Source organism: Enhygromyxa salina, from assembly GCF_000737335.2.
Lineage (GTDB): Bacteria > Myxococcota_A > Polyangia > Nannocystales > Nannocystaceae > Plesiocystis > Plesiocystis salina_C.
Genome location: NZ_JMCC02000125.1, coordinates 1 through 26,541, shown reverse-complemented (window position 1 = coordinate 26,541; position 26,541 = coordinate 1). Strand labels below are relative to the sequence as shown.

Sequence of the window (26,541 nt, the reverse complement as noted above, 5' to 3'; positions counted from 1 at the left end):
AACAAACGGCCCCGAGGAGCGAAGCGACCAGACGCGCCAGCGGCTGCAGTCGGCGCAGTCTCGAGCTGTATGTGGGGGTCTTAGGAAAGGTTGGTCTTGGTGACGACGCCGCGGAACATGTTGAGCGTGCGCTCGAGGCTCTCGGCGACCTCGCCGAGCGAGCGTAGGTCGTTGCCGGCCCGCTCGGTCTTGGCCCGCTCGAGCACGGCCTCGGCCTTGGCGATCGCGTCGCGGCCGAAGCTGGTGCCGCTCATGATGCCCTCGACCTGCGGGAACAGCTCGCGGACTTCGGCCATCAGCCCGTCGACCTTCTGCCGCTCGCGCTCGAACTCTTCGCTGGCGCGGACCTCGACCATGTAGCCCTGGCTCTGCTCGACGAGTCGCTGCAGCTCTTCTTCGGTCAGGCCCGAGGTCGCGGTCACGGTGATCGATTGTTCGCGACCGGTGTCGAGATCCTGGGCGGCGACAGACACGATGCCATCAGCCGAGATCGAGAAGGTCACCTTGACCTCGACCTGGCCCTTGGGGGCCTGGCGCAGGCCCGACAAGATGAACTCGCCGAGCAGTTCGTTTTGGGTGGCGTCGTCGCTCTCGCCCTGCAGCACCAGGATTTTGACCGAGGTCTGATCGTTGCGGACCGTGGTGAAGATGTGCGCGGCGCTGGTCGGGACCGTGGTGTTCTGGGTGATCAGGCGGTGGAAGGCGCCGCCGTGAACCATGATCCCCAGGCTGTGCGGGGTCACGTCGAGCAGCAGCAGATCCTGCTGATCGTCGACGAGCGCCGCGGCTTGGATCGCCGCGCCAAGGCCCACGACCTCATCGGGGTGCACGCCCTTGCATGGCTCGAGCTGAAAGAACTCGGCCACGCTGCGCTGGACCAGGGGCATGCGGGTCATGCCACCGACGAGGATCACGTCGTCGATCTCGCTGCGGTCCACGCTGGCTTCGCTCAGGGTGCGCTCGCAGATCGCGATGGTGCGGTCAACGAGGTCACGGGTGAGGTCCTCGAGCTGATCGCGGCTGAGGTTCTCTTGCAGGTGGTGGGTCTCACCGCTCGCGGTCGTGTACAAGAACGGCAAGTCGATCAGCGTCTCGCGCACGGTCGACAGCTCGCAGCGGGCCTTCTCGGCCGCGTCGCGCAGGCGCTGCAGCGACATTCGATCGTCGCGGATGTCCACGCCGCTGCGCTCTTGGAACACCTGGATCAGCCAGTTCATGACCCGGACGTCGAAGTCCTCGCCGCCCAAGAAGGTGTCGCCCGCGGTCGAGACCACCTCGAACACGCCGTTGCCGATGTCGAGGATCGACACGTCGAAGGTGCCGCCGCCGAGGTCATAGACGGCGACCCGGCGCTCGAAGTCCTTGCCAAACCCGTACGCGAGCGCGGCCGCGGTGGGCTCGTTGATGATGCGGATCACGTCGAGACCAGCGATGCGACCGGCGTCCTTGGTCGCTTGCCGCTGGTTGTCGTTGAAGTAGGCCGGGACCGTGATCACGGCCTTCTCGACCTGGCCGCCAAGGTACTGCTCGGCGACCATCTTGAGCTCCTGCAAGATGAAGGCGCTGACCTCGGAGATGCTGTAGACCTGATCGCGCAAGACGATCCGCACGTCGCCGTGGGGGCCCTCTACGATCGAGTAGGGGCACGACTGCTGAACCGCGCGCACGGCCGGCGAGTCCCACTTGCGGCCGATCAAGCGCTTGGCGGCGTAGACCGTGTTGACCGAGTTGGTCACCGCCTGGCGCTTGGCGATGTGGCCGACGAGGCGCTTGCTGCTCTCGGAGATCGCCACCATCGAGGGCGTGGTCTTGTACCCGCCCTTGTTGGGGATGACCGTGGGGACGCCGTCTTCGACGATCGCCACGACCGAGTTCGAGGTGCCGAGATCGATGCCAACGACGTTCTCCATGCGGATCCGTACTGCCTTCGGTGCAGGGCTCCGGGCACTGCACAATCGACCCAGGCTAGGTCAGTTTGAGTGAATTGAGAAGGGCGCGCGTTTGCTGGCTGGGCGCGAGCTTGTGGGCCTCCTCGGCCTGCTCTTTGGCGGTCGCGGTCTGCCCGGCAGCCAAGAACGCCGTCGCACAGGCCAGGTGGGCCTCGCCGCGCGCCTGATCCTCGAGTTGCTCACCGTGCGCTCGAGCCTGCTGCATGATCTCGAGCGCGGTGATCGCAAATTCGCGCGCCCGTGCTGGATTGACCTCAGCCACCGCGGAGGCGGCCGAGGCCAGATTTCTGAGCGACGGATGAACCTCCGCGGCCCGAGCGAGGTGGTGAGCGGCCTCCTGCGGACGGCCAGCCCGGCGCGCGGCGACCCCCTGCTCGTAGCTGGCGTCCGCTCGCTGTTGGCGAGCGATCGTGAGGCTGTCTCGCCACAGCTGCTCGTACTCGCCGTGGGTCGGGTCTTGATCGTGGGCCAACCTGAACAGCGTTGCAGCGGTCCCATGCCGGCCGACCTCGCGCTCCTTGTGGGCTTGCGCTGCCTGCTTCGCGGCGTGCTTGCGACGGACGGACAGCGCACGATCTCGAATTCGCGCTTGCCGATCCTGATCGCGCTGTTTTCGCGCCGCCGCTTCCAGCTTTGCAGCCTCGGCTGCGCGTGCCTCGGCTTCGACGCGGGCCCGATCTGCGGCGGCGTCAGCTGCGGCTTGGGCCTCGGCCGCGACCCGATCGCGGCGAGCCTGCTGGGCGTGGACCTGGGCGAGGTGGGCGTTGACCAGCGGCTTGCGCTGCTCGTCATCGAGCAGGATCTCGTACGAAGCCCGCGCGCGGCGGAACAGATCGTCGAGCACCCCGCGGAAGCCCCCGAGGTTCTGCCCGTAGAACGAGTCCGGGTGGAACTCGCGGCTGACCACGTGATAGGCGCGGCGGATCGCCTTGATGTCGTCGACCGGCTCGATGCCGAGCAGCTCGAAGTGTCCGATGTGACGCAGGCGATCACGCAAGGCAAGCAGGCGCCGCTGGCGATCGAGGTCGACCTTGGCGTCGGGCTGCAGCCGCGGATCCGCATCTCCGACCGGCGTGACATCCTGAAGCATCGCGTGGATCCCCGAGTCCGCGGCCCTGTACGCGTTGCTGGCCTTGTGGGGGGTTGGCAGCGACGGCTCGTCACCCGTCGCGCCAGAGTCGTCACGGCCAGCCTCCGTCCGCTCGGCGGCCTCTTGCGCCATTCGCATCTGGGCCTCGAGCAGATCGCGACGACGGGTGCGGGCTCGCGCGCGCAAGCTGCCGCCGCTGCGGCTGGGCTCCGTGTCCGGGGTCTGGACGGGCGCGGGCGCGTCCGCGGACGAGAGCACGCCATAGTCCAACAGCTTTTGCAGCGCCGCCCGGGCGGCCTCGCCGGGCTGTCCGCTGGCGGCCACGACGTCCCCAACCGTTGGCGCCTCCGCGCCCGCAAGCGCCTCCACGCGGCTATAAATGAAGAATTCGAGGGGCGTGAGCGGCAACTTGCGCAGATCGACGTCGCGGTTCACGACCAACCGCGCGTCGACTTCGAGGCCCATTGCGTTCAGGTTATCCCAGGCCGCGCGGCTCGACCAACGAATCTGCAAGAGCCGTCGGCGGTCGCCCGCTGGTCAGTCCCGGTCACCGGGGGTCTGGAGCTTGCCCCGCGCGGATCCACCAGCACCCGGCAAGCTCGCGCGCGGATGGGCCTGTTCATAGAGCTCGAACAGCCGCCCCATGTCGAGATGGGTGTAGCGCTGGGTCGTCGACAAGCTCGCGTGGCCAAGCATGGACTGGATGGTCCGCAGGTCACACCCACTCTGCAGCAAGTGAGACGCGAAGCTGTGACGCAACCCGTGGGGTCCCACCACCGCCCTCGCGCCGGTCGCTTCGCAGCGCTTGTAAACCAGCTCACGGGCGACACGCGAACCCAGCCGCCCGCCACGGGTCCCAAGAAACACGGCCTGCGCTGGGCTGCGGGCGTTCATCAGGTCGGTCCGCGCGGCGAGCCAGGCGTCGAGCGCCTCGGCGGCCTTGCGCCCAAGCGGGACGACGCGCTGCTTTCCGCCCTTGCCTGAACGAACTCGCACCGTCAGCCGCTGCCCCTCGCGGCGCAGATCCTCGAGGTCGAGCCCGACGGCCTCCGAGACGCGCAGGCCAGCGCCGTACAGCACCTCGAGCAGCGCACGGTCGCGCAGACCCACCGCCCCTTCGCGCTGCGGCGCGTCGATCATCTGCCCGATGTCTTCGACGGGCAGCGCGACCGGCAGCTTGTTGCCGAGCTTCGGCCGCCGGATCAACGCGACCGCGTTCTCCTCGACCAGCCCCTCGCGCCGACAGAACTCACCGAAGCTACGCAGCGCCGACAGCTTGCGACCGATCGAGCTGGCCGCGAGCTTGCCGTGGAGCTCGGCGAGGTGGGCCCTGACCTCGCGCACGCCGAGATCGGACAGCCTCGCAGGCCGTGCGCGGCGGGTCTCCACGCTGTCGATGAAGGCCTCGACGTCGCGGCGATAAGCGACCTGGGTGTGCGCCGACAGCCGGCGCTCGGTCTGCAGGTAGACCATGAAGCTGGCGAGGGCCGAACGCATCCCATGGATGATCACCCCAACACTTCGACGCGCCAAAAAATCGCTGAGAGCCCCCTTCGCTCACCCCAAACGCTCGCCTGTCGGCTCGTACTACGAGCGCGGGGTCGACTCGCCGGGATCGCGCAGCTCGAGCCGAGCCCAGCGCTCGAGCAGGGTTGCGACCGCCAAGAAGTCCTGCGGCCCGAGCCCTTCTGCGACCGCCTGATCGTAGATTCCACGCACGGTGCTTGCGGTCGCCAGCGGCACGCGGCGACGCTCGGCCTCCTCGAGCGCGAGGTGCAGATCCTTGTGCATCAGGTCCAGACGAAAGTGCGGCGCGTAGTCGCCGGCTTGCAGGTACGGGGTCTTGAACCCACCGATCCCGCTCTGGGCCGCGCTGTGCTCGTAGATCTCCGCCATCTTGGCGACCGGCACGTCGAGCAGCTTGGCGAGCGTGTAGCCCTCGAGCAGACCTTGCAGCATCACGGCCTGCGCCATGTTGAGACAGTACTTCGCGGCCTGGCCCTGCCCGACCCGCTCGCCAACGTGCACGTGGTGACGGCCCATGATCTCGAACAGCGGCACCGCGCGCTCGAACAGCGGGGTTGGACCACCCACCATGAAGGTCAGCCGCCCGCCCGCGGCGCCCAGCTTGCTGCCAGTGATCGGCGCGTCCAAGCACCCAACCCGACGCTCCGCGCAGGCCAGCTCCAGCGATCGCGTGAGCGCTTGGCTGGTCGTCCCGCAGTCGATCAGCAAGTCGCCCTTGGACAGCCCAGGCAAGATGCCTTGCGCGCCAAACACCAGCTCGTGCACGGCCTCGTCGCCGCTGACACACAAGATCACGGTCTCGGCCGCGCGCGCGGCTTCGATCGGGTGCGCCGCGATCTCGCAAGGTGGCGCTGCCGGGCCTGCGTTGGCGGCCAGCTCATCGACCACAGCTTGCGCGCGGGCACGAGTGCGGTTCCAGACGATCACCTCGCGACCCGCAGCGACGAGGTTGCGGACCATGCCCGCCCCCATCGTTCCGAGCCCCAAGAACGCGATGCTGCTCATGCGCGACAGGGTACGTCACTCGCCGTAGAGCGGCACGGGGATCAAGGTTGAGCCATCGAGCCGCTGCTGCAAGCGCTCGTACTCCTCGTGCTTCACCCCGTGGGTACCGACCAACACCATGTGCCCGGTGAAGTTGTGGCGATTGTGGAAGTCCACGAGGGTGTCGAGCGCGGCGCTCAGGTGGTCGGAGCCGCCGGGCGTAATTGGCGGCACGATCGCCAGGTACACGCGCATGTCCGCGGGCGCGACCTCGGTCAGCTTCGTGAAGATCCGAACAGCGCCGTTTGCCAGCTTGGCCGGGCGGATCGTCGAGCGGTTGATCTCGTAGACGTGCTCGCCGGTGACCGCCGAGCTCATGTGGAACACGACCAGCTGCCGGTACGGGATCCCGGTGGTCTTGCTCTGCATCTTGGCCAGCGCGATCGCGTTTTCGATCAGCCGACCGATCCGCACGCTGCCGACCGCGACGACCACCGTGCGATCCTCGGTCTCGATCGCTGTCGACTCGACTGTCTCGATCACCCGCCGATAGTAGCTATGCATGGCGCGCATCAAAGGCCGATGGTTGTAGAGCAAAATCACCCCGACCACGCCCGCCATGACGATCCCGACGAGCGTGCGCAGCTCACCGATCTCGCCGCTGTAGCTGATGTACATGCTCATCAGCGCGTAGCCGAGCACAACCAGGCCGATCAGCGCCGCGACGGGCACCTTGGTGCCACCGATCGTCAGGTTGAAGGGCGCCCGGTAGATCCGACGATCCTCGGCCCTGAATTTGCGCAACAAGATGAACGCGATCACGCCCGAGAACAGCACCAGGCCAAAGGTCACCCCATACCAGCGCTCGAGCTTCGACAGATCCCAGTCGCCCTGAATCGCCAGCAACAAGATCGCAACCAGCATCATCCAGTGGATCCGCGAGAACGCCCCGCGCTCGTTGGGATCCAGGATCATCCGGGGCAGCAGGCTGTCGCGCGCCATCGTCTGCCACAGGCCCCGGGCCCCCGCGAACCCGGTGTTACACGCGCCGATCAGCATCAGCGCCGCGTTGGCGACGATCACGATCTTCCACAGATTCGCCAGTCCCGACGAGCCAAACACGCCCAGGAAGCCCTCCTGCCCGAGCACCGCGAGCAGATAGCTCGAGCTCCCAGTCAGCTGCTGGGGGCTGAGGACCAAGAACAACAAGATGCTGAGCGAGCCGCCGATCCCCAGCAGCAAGGACAACATCCAACGATAGATCTTGGCGACATCACGGCGCGGCGAGGCCAGCTCTTCGGGGATGTTCATCACCGACTCGACCCCCGACGCCCCCAAGATCGACACGCCCGCGCCGGCGAGGATCACGGGCGCGCCAAGCCGCAGCAGCTGATAGAAGCCCGGCAGATCGTGGATCAGGCCGTGGTGCTCGTGGGTGTCACCCTGCCCGCCTGCCTCGGCGGCCGCGACCACGGCCTTCGGCAGCGCGGCGCCGTCCATGAACCGGCTAAAGTCCGCGCCGTTGATCATCAGGTAGACCAGGCAGATCACGATTGTGATCCCCATGACCACGAGGTTGATCAAGAAGATGGTCTTGCTGACCTGGATGCTCTCTTTGAGCCCCTGGTTGTTGAGGATGAACAGCATCACCAGCGGGGGCAGCATGATCACCGCCGTCGCGCTCATCACGGCGCTGAGCATCAGACCGATCAGCGCCGTCACGCTCACCGAGATCACCACCCGACGCCACTGGCTTGGCATCACCCACACGCCAAAGCCGATCGAAGGGATCATCGACAGGCCCATGGCCATCAGCGTGCGCGGGCCCGAGGCCTCGGCCACCAGCGAATACAAGTAGTCCGAGTAGGCCAGCAGGCTGACGATCGCGGTGGCCACGTACGAGAAGCTGATCACGATCCCGACCATCGCCGCGGCCAAGATCGCCAGCTTGCCGAGGTGACCCAGCGCGTAGCGGGTCATCACGTAGGTGCCGCCGTTGCTGAGGGTCAGCAGCACCGCCTCGACGTAGAGCGGCGCGAGCAAGAACAACAGCAGGTACAGGCCGATCTGAAACAGCGGGGTCGCGTAGCCGATCCCCGCCCCGATCAAGGCGCCCGAGCTGTAGTACGGCGAGGTCAGCGGGTCCGGCCCGACCAAGTACAGGCCCTCGCGCCAGCTCAGTTGATGCGGGACGGCCTCGACCGCACCTCCGGGTGACGATCCCGCGCTCGAGCCAGCGGGAGCCGCGGACGCTGGGGTGTCGCCGGACGCAGCCGCCGACTCATCGGAGGGATCCCCAACGGCTGAATCCGCAGGCGCTTCGCTGGCCCCGTTCTCGCTCATTTCGAGCGCTGTATGCACGACCCACCCGGCCCAGACAAGACCACGGCGCCCCCCCGGATTGGTCATCCGAGTGAACGCCGTGTTCAGCTCTAGCAGCGGTCCGCGGACCGGGTGGCGCCGCTACTCTTTGACGTCACGCCAGAAGTCGTCGGGGACCTTGTGAACCTGGACGAAGCTGGAGTCCTGGATCACGTAGTACCACCGCTCAAACCGCTCGGCGAGCATCTGGGCCCGGGCCTCGCCGCGTGGCTCCCCATCGACGGAAGGGGCGCCCTGATCCCGGCGCGCGTCGTAGCCAACGTTGACGAACATGTAGCGGTTGGCCCGCGACGCGTCCTCGCCCTCTTCGACCGCGTCCTCTTCCCCGCCGGCGCTCAACGCCTCACCGGTTGCGTAGGTCACCTCACCAAAGAACAGCGTGTAGATGACGCCATCATTCGAGATCAGGTGAACTTCGCCCTCGTTGCCAAGCAGCGACAAGCGCGGCGGCTCACCGACCAAGAAGAAGCCCTTCGACTTCATCTCGAAGGGATCGAGCCGGGCGGCGCGGGGCCGCACGCCGACGATCTTCATGCGATCCGAGGCGCCGACGATCTGCTTGACCTTGGTTGGGTTGAGCTCCTTGCCCTCGGGTGCCGCGGCCGGCTGGGGCAGCGGCTCCTCCCCTTCCCAGGTCGCCGGGTCGATCCGCGCGCCATCAGGCCCAAACACGGGCGGCGCGGCCGGAGCCCACTCGACCGAAGGCTGCCCGTCGGGCCCGAACGCCCCCGAGTCGGACAGCTCGAAGTACATCGGGTTGTCGTTCTCGAGCTTGGTCGTCTTCTCGCCGGTGACCGGGTCCGTGCCCTCGACCACGCTGTAGCTGTTGCTGAGCACGGCGACGATGTCGTCGGACTCCATCTTCAGCAGGTCATCCTCGATCCAGTCGGTGAACTGGGTCGAGACCTGCGGATCGAGCTGCACGGCGTAGACCCGGTTCTCGCCCGGGTAGCGCACGAACTTGAAGCCCTGCCGCTCGGGGACATCCTTGCCGATGATCACGTCGACCAAGGTGGTGCCCGAGGCGTCCTTGATCGTGACCCGACGCCCGCGCGAGTCCTTGGCCGCGGCTTCGTCCTCGGGGTCGACCACGCCAAACTCCGCGTGCTCCTTGGGATCGTCGCTGCGGACCACGTCCTTGGTCACGCTGATGAACGAGGCCGCGGCCTTGCCCATCTGCTCGGTCCCGTCGGCCGGGTAGTTGTTGTGGCTGGGGATGACCCACTTGCCGTCCTCGAGCTTGACCGAGAAGCTGGTCAGCTGCGCGGACTCTTCGTCGTAGTCCTTGACCTCCAAGAAGGTCGCGGCGTTCGGATCGACGAACTCGGGGAACAGCGCCTCGCCGGTGTCTTCGAAGGTGGGGGGGGCGACCTCGACCGGGCGCATGCTCATCGCGCCGGCGAAGCTCAACAGGGCGAGCACGCCCATGATCACGGTACCTCGCGTCATCAGGAGTCCCTCCGCTTGCGGCTCTCGGGGATCGTCGAGCTCTCGCGCCGACGCTTGCGTATGAACACCAGCAGCCCAAACAAGATCGCGGGCAGCGGTGGAACCAGGATCGCGGCGACCCGGATCCGGTCACGAACTTCATCGACCTTGCGCGCGTGGTCGGCCTTGATCTTGTCGATCTCCTGGGCCTTCTCGCGCTCGATCTGCTCGGTCTGACCTTGCAGCCGCCGGTTCTCGGCCTCTTCGGCCGCGCGGATCTTGATCTCCTTGGTTCGGTCGTCAATGCCGGTCTCGGCGCGGATCGCCGCGACCGCCTGATCCAGCGACGCCTGGGCCTCTTTGATCTTGGCCTCGGCCGCCTCGCTGGCGGTCTTGAGCCGAGCCTGGCGCTCTTCGTTGGCCTTCTTGGTCATGTCGTCGACCTCGGACAGCCGACGGAATTCCGGTTGGCGCTTGCGCAGCTCGATGAAGCGCTGGTCGTCGAGCAGGCTGTCGATCGCGTTGAGCAAGAACGTGACGTTGTCGAAGCGCATGTCGATCAGGCCGTCGCCGTCGAGATCGCCGCCGCGCTCGTGGAAGCTGAAGAAGCTGTCCGCGAACATGTCGAGATCCGACAGCACAATCGCGTTGATGTCTTTGCGGCTGGAGTCGCCGCCGCCCATCACCCGAACGCCGAGCTGCATGTTCTCGAGCCCGTCTTGCGCGGCGAGCTGGTGGTAGTCCTGCGGGACCCCGCGAAACTGCAGCCCGAACAAGAAGTTGCTGTCGTCGACGAACGACCCGAACGGGTCCCAGCCGCCCTTGCTGCCGGTCGTGAGCACCGGCGTGACGCTGGTCTCGGCGCCCGAAAGCGGGCGCAGCTCACCAGCGAACAACAGCACGATCTGCGCGAGGCCATCCACGCTGACGTCGCCGCCCGCGAACTGGCTCTGGCCCCCGCGCTGACCCAACACCACGATGCTGCGCGGCGCCTCGGCCAGCTGCGGCTCGGGGTTCTCGAGGTCGAAGGCCACGTGGTCGTCGGGCCAGTCGAGGCCGATCGACGCGAGCAGGGCCCGGTAGTTGCCCTTGTCCTCGGCCGGCGCGCCGCCGCCCATCATGCCGCCCTGCGAGGGCGGCGCGATCATCGGCTGACCGGGCGCGAGCTTGGGATTGAAGAAGGGCATGGGGTCCGCGATGATCAGCGCCGGCCGCCCCGCGAGCAGGTACGCCTGGACCACGTCGAGCCCCGGCTGCGACAGGCTGGAGACCTGCGGAATGAACAGCACGTCGACGTCTGGCGGGATCGGCGTGCCGGGGTTGAGGCTGCGGACCTCGTACTGCTTCTCGAGCTCGTCGACCACGCGCCAGCGGGGGATCCGCCGGCGACTCTGGAGGTCGAAGTCGCCCATGATCTTGGTGTCGTCGCGGATGATCCCGACGACCCGCTTCTTGGGCTGGGTCACGACCTCGAGCGCCCGGACGATCTCGTATTCGACCGACAGGCCGCGATCCAAGAACGGCACGACCTCTTCGCGCGGACCCGAGGTGAACGCCATGCCCAAGAACACCTGCATGGTGTCGACCTTGCCGCCGTCGGCGCTGACCAGCGGCCGGGGCACGATCCCGTACTTTTCGATCGCCTCTTGGGCCTCCTCGGAGAACGGGCCGGGCTCGTAGATCCGGACCGTGAGCCCTGGACCGCCCGAGGCCTCCATCTCGCGCAGGATGTTGAGCATCCGGCTGCGCAGCGGCACGTAGGGCCGCGGCACCTCTTTTGAGATGTACGCCGTGACGACGACTGGGGGCACCAGCGATGTTTCGCCCTCTGCGTTCTCGACCTCGGCGCCGATGCTGCGGATCAGCGTCTCGGTGTCCGGGGTGATCTGCGAGAGACCCTCGCTGGTGAGATCGACGCGACCGTTGGATCGCTGGGCCATGTAGGTCGTCGAGCCGACGATCACGACCAGCGCGAGCAGCCGCGCGAGGCTATGGATTCGAGGTTTCATGGTTACCAGTGCCTCCGCCCGAGCATGAAAGTGCAGAGGTAGACGAGCACGACCGCGATCCCGAGGAAGTACACGACGTCACCCAGACGCACGATGCCCTCGCCGAAGCCGTAGAAGTGCCGCTCGACGCCGAGCAGCCCAAACGTGTCTTGGAAGCTCTCGAAGGTGCCGGTCAGCCACACGATCAGCGCGAGCACGCCGCCGCCCACGGCGACGTAGCCGGCCGAGTCCGCGTTGCCCTGAACCGCCACCCAGATCAGGGTTGCGGCCCCGGCGATCAGCCCACAGCCAACGATGCCGCTGGCCCAGGGGGCGGAGCCGGCGAACACCAGGCCCGCGCAGCCGACCGCGCCAACGATGAACGCGACGGTCGCGTTGCTGCTGAACATGGAAGCCAACAGCCCCACGCTGACGAACGCGACCCCGACCAGCCAGTAGCCCAAGTAGGTCGAGGCCATCAGCCCGCTGTCGGGATCGCCGAGCTGCGCGAGCACACCCACGTGGGCCAGCGCGAAGCCCAGGCCGATCGTGTAGACCCCGAGCGCGCCCAGGTACTTGCCAAGCACGACCTCGATGTCGCGCACGGGCATGGTCAAGAGCAGTTCGTCGGTGCCGCGGCGGCGCTCTTCCGCCCACACGTTCATGGTCACCGCTGGGACGAACAGCATCAGGATCGCCGGCATGACCTTGTTGAGCAGCGCGAGGTCAGCGAGGTTGCGGGCGAAGAAGCCCGGCTGCAAGAACGCCCCGGCGCCGGTCGCTGCGATGAACAGCGTCAAGAACACATAGCCGGCGGGGTTGCCGAGGTAGCTGCCGAGCTCGCGCTTGGCGATCGCCCGGATGACGGTCCAATCGATACCCATCAGTTGGCCTTCGCTTTCTTGGTAGTGCTCGCGGTGGCGCTCGCGGTGGTCTCTTGGGAGCCCCCCGCCAGCGCGTAGAAGCGCTGCTCGAGGGTCTGATCGCCCTCGCGCAGCTCGGCGACGGTCCCGTCGAACACCAGCCGGCCCTCGTGGACCATGATGACCGTGTCGGCGACGGCCTCGACCTCTTGCAGGATGTGGGTGGACAGCAAGATCGTCTTTTGCTGACCGAGCTCGCGGATCAGCTTGCGAACCTCGCGGATCTGCAAGGGATCCAGGCCCGAGGTGGGCTCGTCGAGGATCAGCACGTCGGGATCCGAGAGCAGCGCCTGGGCCATGCCAACCCGCTGCCGGAAGCCCTTGGACAGCTTGCCGATCGGCTTGTGCAGGACCTCTTGGATCGCGCATTGCTGGACCACGCGGTCGATCGCCTTGTCGATCTCGCCGAGCTTGCGGACCTGCGCGAAGAACTCGAGGAGCTCGCGCGGGGTCATGTCGAGGTACAGCGGGCCATTCTCGGGCAGATAGCCAAGGCGCCGCGCGAGCTCGATGCGAGACTCGGCGACGCCGGGATCTTTGCCCAGGACCTCGACCGAGCCGGAGCTGGGCGCGAGGTAGCCGGTCAACATCTTCATGGTCGTGGACTTGCCCGCGCCGTTGGGCCCAAGGAAAGCCGCGACGGTGCCCTTGCGGACGGCGAAAGACAGCCCGTGAACGGCCACGAAGTCGCCATAGACTTTCGAGATCGCGTTCGCGCGGATCGTCACTGGAGCGGATGAGGTGCTCATGGTTCGCTCATTGGGTCGAGAACATGGGTGGGTTCGATAGGTCGACGGGGGTCAACTGGGGCCCCGGCGCCAAACGAAACGCTGTTGCGGTCGAGATCGTCCATCGGGACATGCTCGGGGCCCGCGAACAGCTCGGGAGGCGTTCTAATCCAGACTATCGACGGCTTCAAGCCTGGCGGCTCCCCGGCCCCGCCCCCCCGCGAAAAAGTCGCCGCGGCGGGGCCCTGTGACCCGCTACCGAGATCTACCGTGACCCGGCGCGGCGCGTGAACCAACGCATCGAGCCGGGATCCACGCAAGCTCGCGGCCGCCTACGCAGATGTTTAGACTCCGCCCCATGCTGCGGTCCCGCTGGCCCCTCCCCTGCCTGCTCGCGCTCGGCCTCACGGCGGCGTGCACTGGCACCCCGCCCGAGTCCGACGGCGCTGCCCAACCACCGCCGACGACAGATCAACCAAGCGAGCCCGCCGACGCGCCCGATCCAGACGCCGCCGAGCCCGATCCCGCCGAGCCCGACCCAGCCGCGCAAGCCAAGCCTGCGCCGCCCCCCGATCCCTGGGGCCCGGTCACAGAGGCCCAGCGCAGCACCATGCTCGCCGGCGACGAAGAGGCCCGGATCAAGACGCCGATCCACTACGTCAAGACCAACGAGCGCCGTCACGACGTGTGGTTTCCGTACCTCGAGAACAAGCGCGGCATCTATGTTGGCGTCGCCGCGGATCAAAACTACACGCTGATCGGCGTGGCCAAGTCCGAGTTCGTGTTCTTGATGGATCTCGACTGGCGCGTGACCGAGCTGCACCGGGTCTACGAGGTCTTGATCGAGGCGTCCGAGGATCCCAAGACCCTGCTCGATCGGTTTGACAGCGACAACGAAGAGGCATCGGTCGCGCTGATCCAAGAGGCGCTCGCCGGTCAGCTCAGCGAAGACGAGCTGCGTAAGTGCGTCAACAGCTGGCGAGGCGCCCGCGAGACCGTGTTTCGCCACCTCGAGAACGTGATCGTCCGCGACCGCGACGGCGAGAACACCAGCTGGCTGTCCAACCCCGACTACTACGCGCACATCCGCAAGCTCTACCTCAGCGATCGCGTGCGCATGCTGGTTGGGGACCTGACCGGGCCCACGACGCTCGCCACGATCGGCGAGGCCGCCAAGGGCCTCGGGCTCCCGGTCAAGGTCTTGTACCTGTCAAACGCCGAGGAGTACTACGACTACACCTCGCAGTATCAGGCCAACATCAGGGGCCTGCAGGGCGCCGACGACTCGATCGTGCTGCGGACGATCTACTCCAAGGACTGGGTCCACGCCGACGCGCTGTGGAACTACCAGGTTCAGCCGCTCGCCGACTATCAAGCCCGGGTCGGCGAGCCCAACAACGCTCGCCGCAACCGCATGCTCAACGGCGCGGACAAAGACAAGCTGATCGAGCGCAACCCAGACGGGGTCAGCGGCCTGAGTCGGGTCAATTATGCGTCCCTGTCCGCGAGCCCGGGGACCGGAGAATGAGCGGGGCCGCGCTGCTCGAGTGCAGCCCCGAGCAGTTCACCGCGCGGCTGCGTGAAGCCGGCGGGCGCGCGTGCTTGACCTGGGATCACGAGCAGGGCCGCGTGCGCCCCAGCCACCCGTGGCTGGCCGAAGTCGCAACCTGGCTCGCTGGCGACGCCCGTGACTTTCACCGCCACGAGGGCGTGTTCATGGCGGTCGGGCCCGAGACCGGCGCGCTGATGACCGCGACCGTGCACACGAGCGTGCGCGGGCAGGCGGCCGGCGGCCTGCGCCAGTGGCCCTACGCAACGATCCAAGAGCTGCTGCGCGACGGCCTGCGTCTGTCGCTGGGCATGAGCCGCAAGAACGCGCTGGCCGGCCTGTGGTGGGGCGGCGGCAAGGGCATCATCGCCCGGCAGTCCGTGGAGCAGGCCCGCGACCCGGGCTACAGGCGCGCGCTGTATCGCGAGTACGGCGCGTTCACGACCTCGCTGCGCGGCGTCTACATCACCGCCGAGGACGTGGGCACCCAGCCCGAAGACCTCGCCGCCGTGTTCGAGACCACTCGCTTCGCGACCTGCGTCCCGCCCAGCGTGGGCGGCAGCGGCAACCCCTCGCCTGCGACCGCCAAGGGCGTCGTGTGTGCGATCGAGGCCGCCCTCGATCACTGCGGTCGCGGCTCGGTCGCTGGCAAGACGATCGCCATGCAGGGCGCCGGCAACGTCGCCACGTACATGATCGAGGAGCTGCTTGGGCGCGGGGTTGGGCGCGTGATCGCGGCCGAGATCTCGGCCGAGCGCTGCGAGCTGCTGCGCCGGCGCTTCGCCAAAGCGCCCGTCGAGCTGCGCCACACGGAGATCGGTGATGTCTCGATCTTCGCCGAGCCCTGCGACGTGCTCGCGCCCAACGCCCTTGGCGGCGTGCTCGACCCAACCACGATCCCGATGATCCAGGCCCCGATCGTGTGTGGCGCCGCCAACAACCAGCTGCTCGATGACCGCCGCGACGACAAGGCCCTCGCCGCCCGCGGGATCGTGTACGTGCCCGACTTCGTGGCGAATCGGATGGGCATCGTCAATTGTGCGAACGAGCAGTACGGGCAGATCGGCGGGCCGGACAAGGATCCTGCGATCGAGCGGCACTTCTCGCGTGATTGGGACAACGCTGTGTTTGTGGTGACCAAGCGGATCTTGGCGCACGCCCAGACGAGTGGCATGACCACCGCGGCCGCTGCCAACGAGCTGGCGGACGAGGCGGGGCGGCAGCCGCATCCGATCTGGGGGCACCGTGGGCGGGCGATCATCGACGGGTTGCTGGCAGACGGCTGGGCGGGCTGAGCGGGGCTCGCCGCTGGGGCGACGCCTGGCGGCGGAGAGGTCAGTCGCGGCTTACTGCTCGCAGCAACACTTGACCGCTTCGTTGACCTGCCAATCGATTGGTTCGTCACACTCGCGCTCGATCTCGAGCCCCGTCAGATCAGCGTCTTCACAAAGCCCGATGTCATAGTAGAGCCGATACGTATAGCCACCGCATCCGTTGGCTACGCATGAGGTTCCGTGTGCTTCACATGCCTCGGCGCAGGTCGAGATTTCACTCTTGGCGGAGCATTCCGCGTAGGTCGGAGTGCAAACCCCGGCCATGCATTCGCCAACGCCGGGGAACTCCGGACCGGCAGGTTGACACATCCCGTCGCAGTCGGAGTCCGCGGGAGGAGGGCCGCACGCAACCAGCATGGTCAACGCGAACACGACTCCCCTTCGCATCAGTATGCTCCTCCGAAGCCGGCGGGATAGAATGAGTGCAATGCGACACCGCCGAGCATGATGGCCCTACTCCTGCTCGCAGCAACACTTGACGGCCTCATTGACCTGCCAGTCGATTGGTTCGTCACACTGGCGCTCGATTTCGACACCGGCCCCTCCCGAGTTTTCACAAAGCCCGATGTCATAGTAGATTTGGTACGTATATCCTCCACAGCCGTTGGCGACACATGTGGTGCCTTGCGCCTCGCATGCCTCTGCGCAGGTCGAAATGTCGCTCTGTGCGGAGCAGCCCGCGTAGGTCGGAGTACAGACGCCTTCCTTGCATTCCCCAACGCCGGGAAACTCGGGGCCGGCGGGTTGGCACATTCCGTCGCAGTCGGAGTCCGCGCGAGGAGGGCCGCACGCAACCAGTAGGCTCAACGCGAACAAGACCTTCCCTCGCATTAGTATCCTCCTCCGAAGCCAACGGGATAGCTCTCAGCCGGCGAGTGCAACGCGACACCGCCGAGCATGATGCTCCTACTCCTGCTCGCAGCAACACTTGACCGCCTCGTTGACCTGCCAGTCGATCGGCTCGTCACACTTGCGTTCAAATGTGAGACCGACCACGCCGGAATTTTCACAGAGTCCGATGTCATAGTAAAGTTGGTAAGTATACCCTCCACAGCCGTTGGCGACACATGTGGTACCTTGCGCCTCGCATGCCTCTGCACAGGTCGAAATGTCGCTCTGTGCGGAGCATTCAACAAAGGTGGGGGAGCAGACGCCCTCTTTGCATTCTCCAACGCCGGGAAACTCGGGGCCGGCGGGTTGGCACATGCCGTCGCAATCGGAGTCCGCGCGAGGGGGGCCGCACGCAACCAGCAGGCTCAACGCGAACAAGACTTTTCCTCGCATTAGTATCCTCCTCCGAAGCCGACGGGATAGGACCCAACCGGCGTGGTGAGCGGTGGTTCGCAAGCAAAATCGACCTCGTTCGGCAGACAGCGCCACAGTGGGCTCCCTTGGCTCGGGTCGTCCGGCTTGTACCATAGAATGTCGGAGCAGCCGTCATCATCGAAGTCGGCCACGTAGGGGCTGTAGTCCTTGCGTGTCGACAGCACGCGGGACGTGTAAGTCTGGTTCTCGGCGAAGTACCAGATCTTGGATGTCACCCCAACCACCTCCCCATAGGGAGCAAACCAGAGAATGTCGTCGACACCGTTGCCGTCGAAATCACCGACGAACGGGCGATAGTCGTGAGTGACTTGCGTACTGGAGGCGGCGAAAAAAATGCCGATACTGCTACTCTCCGACCACCACATGATGTCCGCGCCGTCGCCGGCGGAATACCAGAGTATGTCTGCCATGGCGTCGCCGTTGAAATCGCCGACGATCGGCGTGTATTCGATGGCCGCATCGAGACCCAGTGACCCAGTGGTGTCCGCAGGGCCGTTCGCAGCAAAGTCGTAGTCCGGGAGCCCCGTCCAGCGCCAGGTCGAGACCTGGTCATTCTGAGGATCGTACCAAACGATATCGTTCCGTCCCCCCTCGAACCCGCGGAAGCGCCCCGCGATCGGGTACGCGTACCCGGCAAAGTCCATCGGGTACGTGACGATGTCGCCATCCTCGAGCACCAGCAGCGCGTCCTGCTCGGGCCCGGGCTGGTACAAGAGGATCTGATCTCCGTTCCCGCTCCCAAAGCTGCCGACAACCGGCACCGAGAACCAGTCCAGATCCAGATTGACCGGGTCGAGCCCCGCGCCATCGTTGAGCATCAACGAGTCCGCCAGCGCTGGCCCCGGCCCGTGAAACAGCACGTCTAGATCGATCGCGCCACCGCTCAGCAGCGCCGGGCTTGGCCGCACCCGCCCCTCGCTGTCGAAACCATCCATGCACGGAGGCGCGCTCGCGTCCGCGCACAGCTCCTCCACCGCGAATTGGATCGGCTGCCCGGGCGCCCCGGTTGACGACCAGCGCTGCATGCGGGCGCTGCGGCTGGTCTGCCACAGGATCCCCGTCTGCCCGAGGCCATCGTACGCATAGTCGTCGACCTGGCTCACCACGCCCATCATCGACGCACGCCGCCGTCCCCACGTGTACTGGTAGTACGCGCCCAGCCGATCCCACGCCGAGAGCCACGGCACGTTGTCGTTGACGCCGGCACAGAACTCGTTGGCCATGACAGAGCTTCTGTCGGGTGGGGTCAGACCCCGCCAGGGGATCTCACCGAGGCCGTTGCAGCCACTGTTGGGGTCTTGCTCCTCGGGCCAGCGCAGATGCTCATGGGTAAAGCCGAGCACGTGGCCCAGCTCGTGCAACGCGTTGATGCGCGCCTCGTCCTGGTTATGGAAGAAGCGCTGCAGTCCAAACACGATCTCGGCGTCCCCATCGATGTTGGCGGGGTCTTCAAACTCGTATTGAGCGATCGCCTTGATGAAGGCCCGGCCCCCGCAAGCCCCCGTACACTCTGGTCCGGTGCGCACACGAAAGTGTATGCCATTCTCGCCCGGCTGACATTGGCCCGAACCCTGTGCCCCCGGGCTGTCATACTGCGCCAAGTGAACGAAGTTGACGTCGCCGGCCCGCTCCCACGCCCGCGTGGCCCACTCCATCGTCTGGATCAGCAGCGCGACGTGTTCTTCGTGGAGCGCTTCGTTGGCAGACGATGAGGGCAGGACCCAGCCGACGCACCACGTGAGGGTGAGCTTGCGGCCCGAGCTCCACGCGGCGTCGAAGCCCGCTGCTGCGTAGGCGGCCGCGGTTGGGACTGGCGGGTTGGCGGCTTTGCTTGCCTGCTCGTGCAGGCTTTCGTAGAGCGCGTGCAGATCGGCGTCTGTCATGGCCTGGTCGCCTTCGACAAACCAGTAGTTGCCGACCCGCTCGGCGTAGCTCGCCGCGAACGCCTCGAAGGTCATGTGGCCGAACGCCGGATTGATCGGCGCAGGCACGACCGGGTCGAGCTGCTTCGCTGGGGCTGTGAATTCGACCCGACTTTGATGGTTGGCCAGCGAGCCACCGAACGCCTCTGGTCCGTTCAGATCCTGGGGGACAGGGGCGCCGTCAATTGCGTACCAGTTCTCTTCACAGTCGTCGCCGCCCGGCAACGGTGGGTCTGGATCCCCGCTCTCGCTGCCGCCAGACTCACCCAATGGTGGAATGACCTCATCTGGGGCACAGGCCATTAGCGCTAATGTGGCTAACAGAACGCTCAATCCAGAATACCGTGAGGATCTCATGCGGGCCTCGTCTAGCGGAACGTGATTACGGGCGCCAGATAGGCCACAACCTGCGTAGATATGCGCAGCGACGGCTCATCTCAGTATATGCTGCACCCGTGTCAGGGCTATCGTATGACCGTGGCGTCGGGAACTCAAGGGTTTATTTGGCTGGCAATTGGATCGCGGAATTGAGCCATCGACGCTGGCCGCATCCGTGCAGACTCGCGTTCGATTGGGACCGGATCTTGGGCTGTGGCGTCTACGAGGCCGCGTGCATGCGAAGGCGGAAAGCCGAGCTGCGCCCACCGATCTCGTCCAGCTCGCCGCTTCAACGGGGCTGCCTTCATGCGTAGGCGGAGAGGTGATGACCATGCTCGACTGCCCGTTCTCCAAGAGGAACGTGTGGGCGGTGGCGAGGCCGGCTGCGCGCAGGACTGGGCGCAGCCGGTGAGCATGGCGAGTGTGAGTGCTGCTGCGCGCCCGGCTACGCTCACTCGCATGTAGTGCTGCCGCGCGCCCGGCTTCGCTCACTCGCATGTGACGTCGCCCTCGTCGTTGATCCACTTGCCGGGGCAGTAGAGAACCTTGGCGCACGTGTTGATGTGCTCCACGGCGATAGTGACGCAGCCCTCGCCGCTCCACGGCTTGGCGCTGACGGACTGACAGCAGAAGTGTTGATCGTGCCTGGTCTCGGGGTGGCGCCTGTGGTCGGGCGTGGTGGGCGTGGGTGGTGAGGGCTGGGGGCTGGGTTGGGCGCAGCCGGCGAGGATTGCGAGCGTGACCGCTGCGCTGCTGCTCACCCCTCGCATTTGACCTCGCCGTCCATCTTGGTGAAGGTGTTCGCGCAGTGGAGCACGCTCGCGCATGAGTCGACCTGGTTGGCGCCGATGGTTACGCAGCCCTCGCCGGTCAACTTGTCCGCGTCGACGGTGTGACAGCAGAAGTAGTGGCTGGGATCGGGGGGCGGGGGCGGCAGTTCCTTGTCGTCGGGCCCGTCCGGGTTGTTGATGCCGCAAGCGGCGAGAATGGCGAGGATGGTGTGCTTGATGAACATGGGTCCACGCTAGGGCCGTGTCGCACGTGGGGCAGGCCCGGACGCTCGGCAAGTCCTGCACGTGCTGACACGGCGCAGCGGCGAGCGACTGACGATGACGGTCGAGCATCGCGCCGCCGCGTCGACTGGGCCGCACGAGCTGTGCTTGCGGACCGGAGCCGGGGCCGCGCTCGCGCTCGCCGAGGCCGAGGTCCACACTCCGGCGGCCCCGACACCTCGGCCTGCCCAGCGGATCCTCGAGGTGCTCGCGGCTGCCGAGGGACCGCTCACGCGACCCAAGAGGATCGTGGGGGCGGTGGCGAGGCCGGCTGCGCGCAGGACTGGGGGCTGGGCTGGGCGCAGCCGGTGAGCATGGCGAGTGGTGAGTGCTGCTGCGCGCCCGGCTTCGCTCACTCGCATGTGACGTCGCCCTCGTCGTTGATCCACTTGCCGGGGCAGTAGAGAACCTTGGCGCACGTGTTGATGTGCTCCACGGCGATAGTGACGCAGCCCTCGCCGCTCCACGGCTTGGCGCTGACGGACTGACAGCAGAAGTGTTGGTCGATCTGCTGGTCATCCGGGGGCTCGATCTCGTCGGGCGCGTCCGGCGGGTTGGAGTTGATGCCGCAAGCGGCGAGGATTGCGAGGATGGTGGGTTTGATGAACATGGGTCCACGGTAGGATCCTGTCGCACATGGGCCAGGCCCGGACGCTCGGCAAGTCCTGCACGTGCTCGTGGGTGGGACCCGGGCCGTGCTTGCAGGGCAGATACACCAGAAGCACGGGGGCTTCTGGGGCGGTTCTAGCCGTGCCTCGGGGTGGGGCCGCCTTCATCCGAAGGCGGAGAGATCCTGCACGACGCCGAGCTCACCGAGCTACGCGAGACGCTTCAACGGGGCCGCCTTCATCCGAAGGCGGAGAGGCGAGAGGGCCCCGGGCTCCAACGGGGCCGCCTTCAGGCGAAGGCGGAGAGCCTTGCCCGAGCAGCTGATCGGTCGCGCCGATCTTCCTTCAACGGGGCCGCCTTCAGGCGAAGGCGGAGAGGCTCTCCGCGTCCGGGTCTTGGCGTCCGGCAAGGTGCTGCTTCAACGGGGCCGCCTTCATGCGAAGGCGGAGAGCGAGGACGCTACCCGCGATCGATGGGTGGGGGTCAACGCGCTTCAACGGGGCCGCCTTCATGCGAAGGCGAAGAGCAAAGACCATGCTCAACACATTTCGCACCCTGCTGCTTCAACGGGGCCGCCTTCATGCGAAGGCGGAGAGGTGTCGGTCGTGTCGCCGCCGGGCTTGTAGCTGCGGCTTCAACGGGGCCGCCTTCATGCGAAGGCGGAGAGGTGAGTATCGGTTCGCCACGGCCGAGCGCGACGGACTCAAGGCTTCAACGGGGCCACCTTCATGCGAAGGCGGAGAGATCAGGATTTCCTGACGCTCGACGAAGGTGATTTTGAGGGGCTTCAACGGGGCCGCCTTCAGGCGAAGGCGGAGAGAGGCCCTCGCCGTCAACACCTGCTCGTTCTCGTCGACGTGGCTTCAACGGGGCCGCCTTCATGCGAAGGCGGAGAGCCCCGACATCCACGGAGTCGCGGGCGAGGAGGTGCTGAAGCGCTTCAACGGGGCCGCCCCATGCGAAGGCGGAGAGGCTGACCACTTCGAGGCCGGAAACGAGGTCCTGATCCAGCTTCAACGGGGCCGCCTTCATGCGAAGGCGGAGAGACGCGGACTCGATCCGGCTTGGTCGTCAGCTGATCGCTTCAACGGGGCCGCCTTCATGCGAAGGCGGAGAGCAACAGGTGGTGATGCCCGCGCTGCGCCAGTTGTCGCTTCAACGGGGCCGCCTTCATGCGAAGGCGGAGAGTTGTCCGATGTGCATGGTCTTGGGTCCTCTGTGGGTGCTTCAACGGGGCCGCCTTCATGCGAAGGCGGAGAGAAGTTAGCCGCTGGCTTTGCCCTCCCGATCATGCCGCTTCAACGGGGCCGCCTTCATGCGAAGGCGGAGAGGCCGACCTGGCCAACACGATCTCTGTGCTGGAAGCGCTTCAACGGGGCCGCCTTCATGCGAAGGCGGAGAGATGGGCCACAGAATCGAAGCACGGCGAGCACGGGGCCCGCGCCGCTTCAACGGGGCCGCCTTCATGCGAAGGCGGAGAGAGATCCACCGAGGTTGTGGTCGGGCGCAAATCGCACTCGAAGCTTCAACGGGGCCGCCTTCATGCGAAGGCGGAGAGGTTCAGGAACCGGGGAAAACGAAGCCCAGCGATCGGCTTCAACGGGGCCGCCTTCATGCGAAGGCGGAGAGCGGGCTCTGGTCGAGTTCTCCGCTGCCGACGAGCCACGAGCTTCAACGGGGCCGCCTTCATGCGAAGGCGGAGAGGTGTCGATCGACTGGGGTTGGGCACGCTCTGTCGAGACGCTGCTTCAACGGGGCCGCCTTCATGCGAAGGCGGAGAGTAATCATGATGCTGGTCATCGCTGGGCAGCTGTTTTGGCTTCAACGGGGCCGCCTTCATGCGAAGGCGGAGAGGTGATACAAGCTAAGGCGATCGCTGCCGTTGATGCCTGGCTGGCTTCAACGGGGCCGCCTTCATGCGAAGGCGGAGAGCTGCAGCCGAGCACAGACCGGACTGTCGCCGCCTACATGCTTCAACGGGGCCGCCTTCATGCGAAGGCGGAGAGATGCGACGACTTTGTACCGTTGGCCAACTTCGCCAGCTTCGTGCTTCAACGGGGCCGCCTTCATGCGAAGGCGGAGAGGCTCGACTGGGCAAGCGAGGATGAGTTGGCCCTGATCAACGCTTCAACGGGGCCGCCTTCATGCGAAGGCGGAGAGCCTCATCAACCCTGACCAGCGCCTGGGCTATTCCTCGCTTCAACGGGGCCGCCTTCATGCGAAGGCGGAGAGAGCACGCTCGCAACGTACCAGAATCACTACGCAATCCACCCCCTCCTGCACGCAGGGCGATACCGCGCGCAGGTTACCGCTGTTCATGTTCCCCCAGCCACTTTTCAAACAGCGTTTCCCCTCAGGAAAACATCCCGAATTCCGCACAATGCACGCAAGACCGGGAGTTAGCTGCACGAGAGCCCGCGTGCAGCTCTGCCACCACAGTTACACTGAACACCAACCCAGCTCAATACTGAACATCACCCAACCTCAGACACAGCATGCGCCAGTCGCGGCAGGCCAAAGACAAAAGCGCACAGCCGACTCCCGCCCCCACACACTCCCAACTCCTCCCGCTACCCCCCAACCGCCCTTCGAACACGAGTCAACACAGTCACCCGCACCCCCAACACCCCCCAACAACATGAACCAACTTAGTTTTGGGGTACCCCCCCCTACCCCAAAACTACCCCGACTCATCTCCGCAGCCCCCACCCCGGCCCGCCAACACGAGCCGACACACCCTCGCCGACCCCCCGCACCCCGCCCAAGGTCAACCAAGACGTCACCAAGGCCCCCCGACCTACCTCAAACACCCCCCTACCCCAACCCAGGGCCCACAGCGCAGCGATCAGCCGCGCCAGGGCCCCGATCCGGTCAGCGACTCACCCGTCAACTGGCGCGTCATCGCCCGCGGCGACCTCGGCGCCCTCCTCGTCCTCCGCCTCATCCCCATCCCCCGCCCCAGCCCCACTCCGCTGCGGCCGCAGCGTGATCATGGGCTGCAGCGCTGCTTCAACCAGCTCCCGCGTCGCGGGCTTGGACTCATCGAGCATCGTCAGCACCAGCGTGCTGTAGCGAACAATCCGACGCTGCAGCTTGGACCGAAGCACCCGCAGATCCGCGCGGGACGTCGTGTCTTTCCCGCTGCGGCGGTCCACCATACTCTCATACAGCGCCTGGCAGCGCTGGATGATCGGCAGCAGCTCCTCACCGCCAAGATCGAGCAGATCATCCGCGAGATCATCAGACTCAATCAGCTCGAGCAGGTTGGCCATCAGCTGCGACTGCTCGGGATACGAGCGACTGAGCATCTCGAGCGAGCCCTCCCCAAACAGCCGCACGCTGAGCTCGCCCGCGCGCGTAGCCTTGGCGCGCACCGCTTCGAAGTCGACCACGAGATCATCATCCTCCATGAGCACATTGAGCCCCGGCCGCTCGTAGCGGGCCCAGCCGCGCAGGCGATCGCGGAGCAGCGACCACAGGCCGTCGATCGCGTTGTCGAGCTCGAGATCCGCGCTCACGGAGACTTCATTGGTCTGCCGCAGACGGATGACCATTGCCTGCTCGGACTCGTCAACGACCTCGCGCATCGCGAGCTCGGCGGCCGCGATGTAGGCCGGCGGATCGTCAGGCATGCGCGACGACAGGGCGTTGCTGAGCACGACGAGGGTTTGCAGAGGGAGCTGCGGCGCGGTTTGATATGGCGTGAGCTCGAGACTAGCGAAGGGATCCATTGTTGCCATTCCGGGCAGAGTACACGCTGGTGTCAGAGTGTCGAGATAAAATGAATGTGGCGATCTGTCCCGATGCTGACATACGACACACAAACCCGGCCCGCGATCCGGCTACTCGACACCAATTTCAGCCCGCGCCGCACCAAGCACCTGCGCACGGCCACGCCAAAGCCGAGAGCGAACGGTATTGTACGGAACCTCGAGCTCCGCGGCGATCTGCACGTTCCCTCGCCCAATCAGCGACAAGCGCACGACCTCACGATAGACCTCGTCCACCTGCCCGACGGCGCTGTCGAGCGCGTCGTGATCGGCGACCAGCCGCAACACGTCATACGGCGAGGGCCCACTGGCGACGGGTTCATCGCCATCGCGCAGCTCCAAGGTCCTGAGCCGGCGCTTTCGGTACAGCACATCAACGATGATCTTCTCCGCTACGAGAAACGCGAAGCCCCGCAACGAGCACCGGCCTGCGTACCAGCGGACCACGCCAAGCCATGTCTCTGCCGCCAGATCGTTGGGTTCTTGTTCCGGTACGCGGCGAAGGAAGTAGGCAACCAGCGCACGATTGACGCGCGCGAACGCCTTCGGCGTCAGCTGCAACTGCCATGAATCCCCAACCCGCGCCCGGGGGCCGGCTTTGTTCGGATCACCAAGCCCCCTCACCCGCCGCGCCAGGGCCTGGGGTTCTGCGAGCGGATCGTCGAGTTGGGGGAGCGTCATGCGGCCTGATGGCACGACTCGCCGCCATGTCGCGAGCCGCTTCACCAAGCTCGCAGGCCAACATCATCGCGGGCTGGGCCCGCGGCGATGCGTACCCGCCCTGCTGGGCGCAGGAGCAGTCACGTTGCTTGGTATCTAGCTGGCTCAATAGCTGGGCGTTGACTGCACGGGGGTGAGCCGCGCGTCATCGAGGAGCTGCTCGAGCAGCTGGTGGGCCCGAAAGCGACGGGTACGAGCGGCGCTGAGCGAGATGCCTTCGCGGCGGGCGAAGGACTCGTTGTCGCCGCCTTCAAACTCGTGCTCGAGCGCGCGCCGATACTTGTCTGGCAGCTGCGCCATACAGCGGATCAGCAGCTCGTGCCGCTCTTTGGCCTCAACTCCCGACGCCAGCCCGCGCGGGGGTGAGTTCACCTGGGCGTCGAGCTTGGCTCGCCGGCCCCACGCGCGCGCGGCCTCGCGCCGGCTCGACATCGCATGAAGGCTGGCCACCCGTCTGAGATAGCGCGCGAACGAATCGGGGTGCTCCGACTCGAACGCGTGGATCTTTTGCAAGAGGATGAGGCTGGCGTCCTGCACCAGATCCGCAGCGTCCTGTTCGTTGAAGCGCTTGTTGCGAAAGAACGCCCACAGCTGATCGCTGGCCCACGTCATGAGCGCGCCCAGGGCCTCGTGATCACCCGCCTGTGCCCTGCGGACTAGATCGTCGAGCTTCACGTCGCGCAGGGTACATGAGTCCTTCGCCGGCTGACTGTCCGAACGGACACTCTTGCAGGTCTTGGCCTGTCGAATTGCGCTGGACATTCCGAACCCGCGGCGCAGCCGTTACAGTAAAGAAGTGGCGGCGGGCGACGACGACGACGACGACGAACTCCCCGATCCCGCCGATCTTCCAAACATCGCGGATCTTCCAAGTCTCGATGA

The 26,541-nt window shown here is 66.2% G+C and carries 19 protein-coding genes and 2 CRISPR repeat arrays; of the genes, 3 read left to right on the top strand and 16 right to left on the bottom strand.

The genetic code is table 11. The features are described from left to right. Positions 1–80 precede the first annotated feature (80 nt). The 9 genes from dnaK to DB30_RS35120 all read right to left on the bottom strand — a co-directional run bounded on the left by dnaK (position 81) and on the right by DB30_RS35120 (position 13,020). Positions 81–1,910, bottom strand: a complete 1,830-nt coding sequence (gene dnaK, locus DB30_RS35160; protein WP_052557472.1) for a molecular chaperone DnaK — start codon at positions 1,908–1,910, stop codon at positions 81–83. A 55-nt stretch (positions 1,911–1,965) separates the two neighbouring features. After that, complete coding sequence (locus DB30_RS35155; protein ID WP_052557470.1) at positions 1,966–3,504, bottom strand: J domain-containing protein; 1,539 nt, start codon at positions 3,502–3,504, stop codon at positions 1,966–1,968. Positions 3,505–3,576: 72 nt separating this feature from the next. Next, positions 3,577–4,536 carry a tyrosine recombinase XerC gene (locus tag DB30_RS35150; protein ID WP_146662037.1) on the bottom strand — a complete coding sequence of 320 codons (960 nt, stop codon included), beginning with the start codon at positions 4,534–4,536 and terminating at the stop codon, positions 3,577–3,579. Positions 4,537–4,626: 90 nt separating this feature from the next. Beyond that, positions 4,627–5,571 (bottom strand): NAD(P)-dependent oxidoreductase, encoded by a 945-nt coding sequence (locus tag DB30_RS35145; protein WP_052557466.1) that lies wholly within the window; start codon positions 5,569–5,571, stop codon positions 4,627–4,629. A 15-nt stretch (positions 5,572–5,586) separates the two neighbouring features. After that, positions 5,587–7,893, bottom strand: coding sequence for an APC family permease (locus DB30_RS35140; RefSeq protein WP_052557464.1), 2,307 nt, complete (start codon positions 7,891–7,893; stop codon positions 5,587–5,589). A 120-nt stretch (positions 7,894–8,013) separates the two neighbouring features. Next, on the bottom strand, positions 8,014–9,381 hold the full coding sequence (locus DB30_RS35135; RefSeq protein WP_052557462.1) for a DUF4340 domain-containing protein: 1,368 nt from the start codon (positions 9,379–9,381) through the stop codon (positions 8,014–8,016). Beyond that, positions 9,381–11,369 (bottom strand): Gldg family protein, encoded by a 1,989-nt coding sequence (locus DB30_RS35130; protein WP_052557460.1) that lies wholly within the window; start codon positions 11,367–11,369, stop codon positions 9,381–9,383. The genes DB30_RS35135 and DB30_RS35130 overlap by 1 nt, the downstream gene beginning before the upstream one ends. A 2-nt stretch (positions 11,370–11,371) precedes the next feature. Continuing rightward, complete coding sequence (locus DB30_RS35125) at positions 11,372–12,232, bottom strand: ABC transporter permease (RefSeq protein ID WP_052557458.1); 861 nt, start codon at positions 12,230–12,232, stop codon at positions 11,372–11,374. Then, positions 12,232–13,020 carry an ABC transporter ATP-binding protein gene (locus DB30_RS35120; protein WP_052557456.1) on the bottom strand — a complete coding sequence of 263 codons (789 nt, stop codon included), beginning with the start codon at positions 13,018–13,020 and terminating at the stop codon, positions 12,232–12,234. Before DB30_RS35120 ends, DB30_RS35125 begins: the two co-directional genes overlap by 1 nt. Before the next feature lie 337 nt (positions 13,021–13,357). Between DB30_RS35120 and DB30_RS35115 the strand changes: the two genes are divergently transcribed. Together DB30_RS35115 and DB30_RS35110 are read left to right on the top strand one after the other, a co-directional pair. Continuing rightward, positions 13,358–14,527, top strand: coding sequence for an LIC_10091 family protein (locus tag DB30_RS35115; protein ID WP_052557453.1), 1,170 nt, complete (start codon positions 13,358–13,360; stop codon positions 14,525–14,527). Then, on the top strand, positions 14,524–15,843 hold the full coding sequence (locus tag DB30_RS35110; RefSeq protein WP_052557452.1) for a Glu/Leu/Phe/Val dehydrogenase dimerization domain-containing protein: 1,320 nt from the start codon (positions 14,524–14,526) through the stop codon (positions 15,841–15,843). Before DB30_RS35115 ends, DB30_RS35110 begins: the two co-directional genes overlap by 4 nt. 1,322 nt (positions 15,844–17,165) lie before the next feature. On the opposite strand, the gene DB30_RS35105 is transcribed toward DB30_RS35110, so the two are convergent. From DB30_RS35105 to DB30_RS35095, 3 genes are all read right to left on the bottom strand, one after another. Continuing rightward, positions 17,166–19,400, bottom strand: a complete 2,235-nt coding sequence (locus tag DB30_RS35105) for a hypothetical protein (RefSeq protein ID WP_146662034.1) — start codon at positions 19,398–19,400, stop codon at positions 17,166–17,168. Positions 19,401–19,996: 596 nt separating this feature from the next. Next, positions 19,997–20,269 carry a hypothetical protein gene (locus DB30_RS35100; protein WP_052557445.1) on the bottom strand — a complete coding sequence of 91 codons (273 nt, stop codon included), beginning with the start codon at positions 20,267–20,269 and terminating at the stop codon, positions 19,997–19,999. Then, positions 20,266–20,523 (bottom strand): hypothetical protein, encoded by a 258-nt coding sequence (locus tag DB30_RS35095; RefSeq protein ID WP_052557443.1) that lies wholly within the window; start codon positions 20,521–20,523, stop codon positions 20,266–20,268. The genes DB30_RS35100 and DB30_RS35095 overlap by 4 nt, the downstream gene beginning before the upstream one ends. A 61-nt stretch (positions 20,524–20,584) precedes the next feature. Between DB30_RS35095 and DB30_RS35090 the strand changes: the two genes are divergently transcribed. Next, positions 20,585–20,872 carry a hypothetical protein gene (locus DB30_RS35090; RefSeq protein ID WP_146662032.1) on the top strand — a complete coding sequence of 96 codons (288 nt, stop codon included), beginning with the start codon at positions 20,585–20,587 and terminating at the stop codon, positions 20,870–20,872. A 40-nt stretch (positions 20,873–20,912) separates the two neighbouring features. Here DB30_RS35090 and DB30_RS35085 read toward each other — a convergent pair whose 3' ends face one another. From DB30_RS35085 to DB30_RS35070, 4 genes are all read right to left on the bottom strand, one after another. After that, positions 20,913–21,170 (bottom strand): hypothetical protein, encoded by a 258-nt coding sequence (locus tag DB30_RS35085; protein ID WP_052557439.1) that lies wholly within the window; start codon positions 21,168–21,170, stop codon positions 20,913–20,915. Between the two features lie 269 nt (positions 21,171–21,439). Beyond that, positions 21,440–22,065: a CRISPR direct-repeat array (repeat unit 36 nt; unit sequence GCTTCAACGGGGCCGCCTTCATGCGAAGGCGGAGAG). Between the two features lie 113 nt (positions 22,066–22,178). Then, positions 22,179–23,401: a CRISPR direct-repeat array (repeat unit 36 nt; unit sequence GCTTCAACGGGGCCGCCTTCATGCGAAGGCGGAGAG). A gap of 647 nt (positions 23,402–24,048) precedes the next feature. Beyond that, positions 24,049–24,909 (bottom strand): hypothetical protein, encoded by an 861-nt coding sequence (locus DB30_RS35080; protein ID WP_052557437.1) that lies wholly within the window; start codon positions 24,907–24,909, stop codon positions 24,049–24,051. A gap of 102 nt (positions 24,910–25,011) precedes the next feature. Further along, positions 25,012–25,665, bottom strand: coding sequence for an RNA polymerase sigma factor (locus DB30_RS35075; RefSeq protein WP_146662030.1), 654 nt, complete (start codon positions 25,663–25,665; stop codon positions 25,012–25,014). A gap of 99 nt (positions 25,666–25,764) precedes the next feature. Beyond that, positions 25,765–26,334: an RNA polymerase sigma factor gene (locus tag DB30_RS35070; protein ID WP_052557433.1), complete on the bottom strand. Its 570-nt coding sequence runs from the start codon at positions 26,332–26,334 to the stop codon at positions 25,765–25,767. Positions 26,335–26,541 lie beyond the last annotated feature (207 nt).

Bases quoted from the DNA above. Each gene is read 5' to 3' on its own strand.
- DB30_RS35095 (WP_052557443.1), bottom strand. From the start codon at position 20,523: ATGTTCATCAAGCACACCATCCTCGCCATTCTCGCCGCTTGCGGCATC.
- DB30_RS35120 (WP_052557456.1), bottom strand. From the start codon at position 13,020: ATGAGCACCTCATCCGCTCCAGTGACGATCCGCGCGAACGCGATCTCG.
- DB30_RS35125 (WP_052557458.1), bottom strand. From the start codon at position 12,232: ATGGGTATCGATTGGACCGTCATCCGGGCGATCGCCAAGCGCGAGCTC.
- DB30_RS35140 (WP_052557464.1), bottom strand. From the start codon at position 7,893: ATGAGCGAGAACGGGGCCAGCGAAGCGCCTGCGGATTCAGCCGTTGGG.
- DB30_RS35145 (WP_052557466.1), bottom strand. From the start codon at position 5,571: ATGAGCAGCATCGCGTTCTTGGGGCTCGGAACGATGGGGGCGGGCATG.
- DB30_RS35150 (WP_146662037.1), bottom strand. From the start codon at position 4,536: ATGCGTTCGGCCCTCGCCAGCTTCATGGTCTACCTGCAGACCGAGCGC.
- DB30_RS35135 (WP_052557462.1), bottom strand. From the start codon at position 9,381: ATGACGCGAGGTACCGTGATCATGGGCGTGCTCGCCCTGTTGAGCTTC.
- DB30_RS35080 (WP_052557437.1), bottom strand. From the start codon at position 24,909: ATGGCAACAATGGATCCCTTCGCTAGTCTCGAGCTCACGCCATATCAA.
- DB30_RS35110 (WP_052557452.1), top strand. From the start codon at position 14,524: ATGAGCGGGGCCGCGCTGCTCGAGTGCAGCCCCGAGCAGTTCACCGCG.
- DB30_RS35115 (WP_052557453.1), top strand. From the start codon at position 13,358: ATGCTGCGGTCCCGCTGGCCCCTCCCCTGCCTGCTCGCGCTCGGCCTC.
- DB30_RS35130 (WP_052557460.1), bottom strand. From the start codon at position 11,369: ATGAAACCTCGAATCCATAGCCTCGCGCGGCTGCTCGCGCTGGTCGTG.
- dnaK (WP_052557472.1), bottom strand. From the start codon at position 1,910: ATGGAGAACGTCGTTGGCATCGATCTCGGCACCTCGAACTCGGTCGTG.
- DB30_RS35085 (WP_052557439.1), bottom strand. From the start codon at position 21,170: ATGTTCATCAAACCCACCATCCTCGCAATCCTCGCCGCTTGCGGCATC.
- DB30_RS35155 (WP_052557470.1), bottom strand. From the start codon at position 3,504: ATGGGCCTCGAAGTCGACGCGCGGTTGGTCGTGAACCGCGACGTCGAT.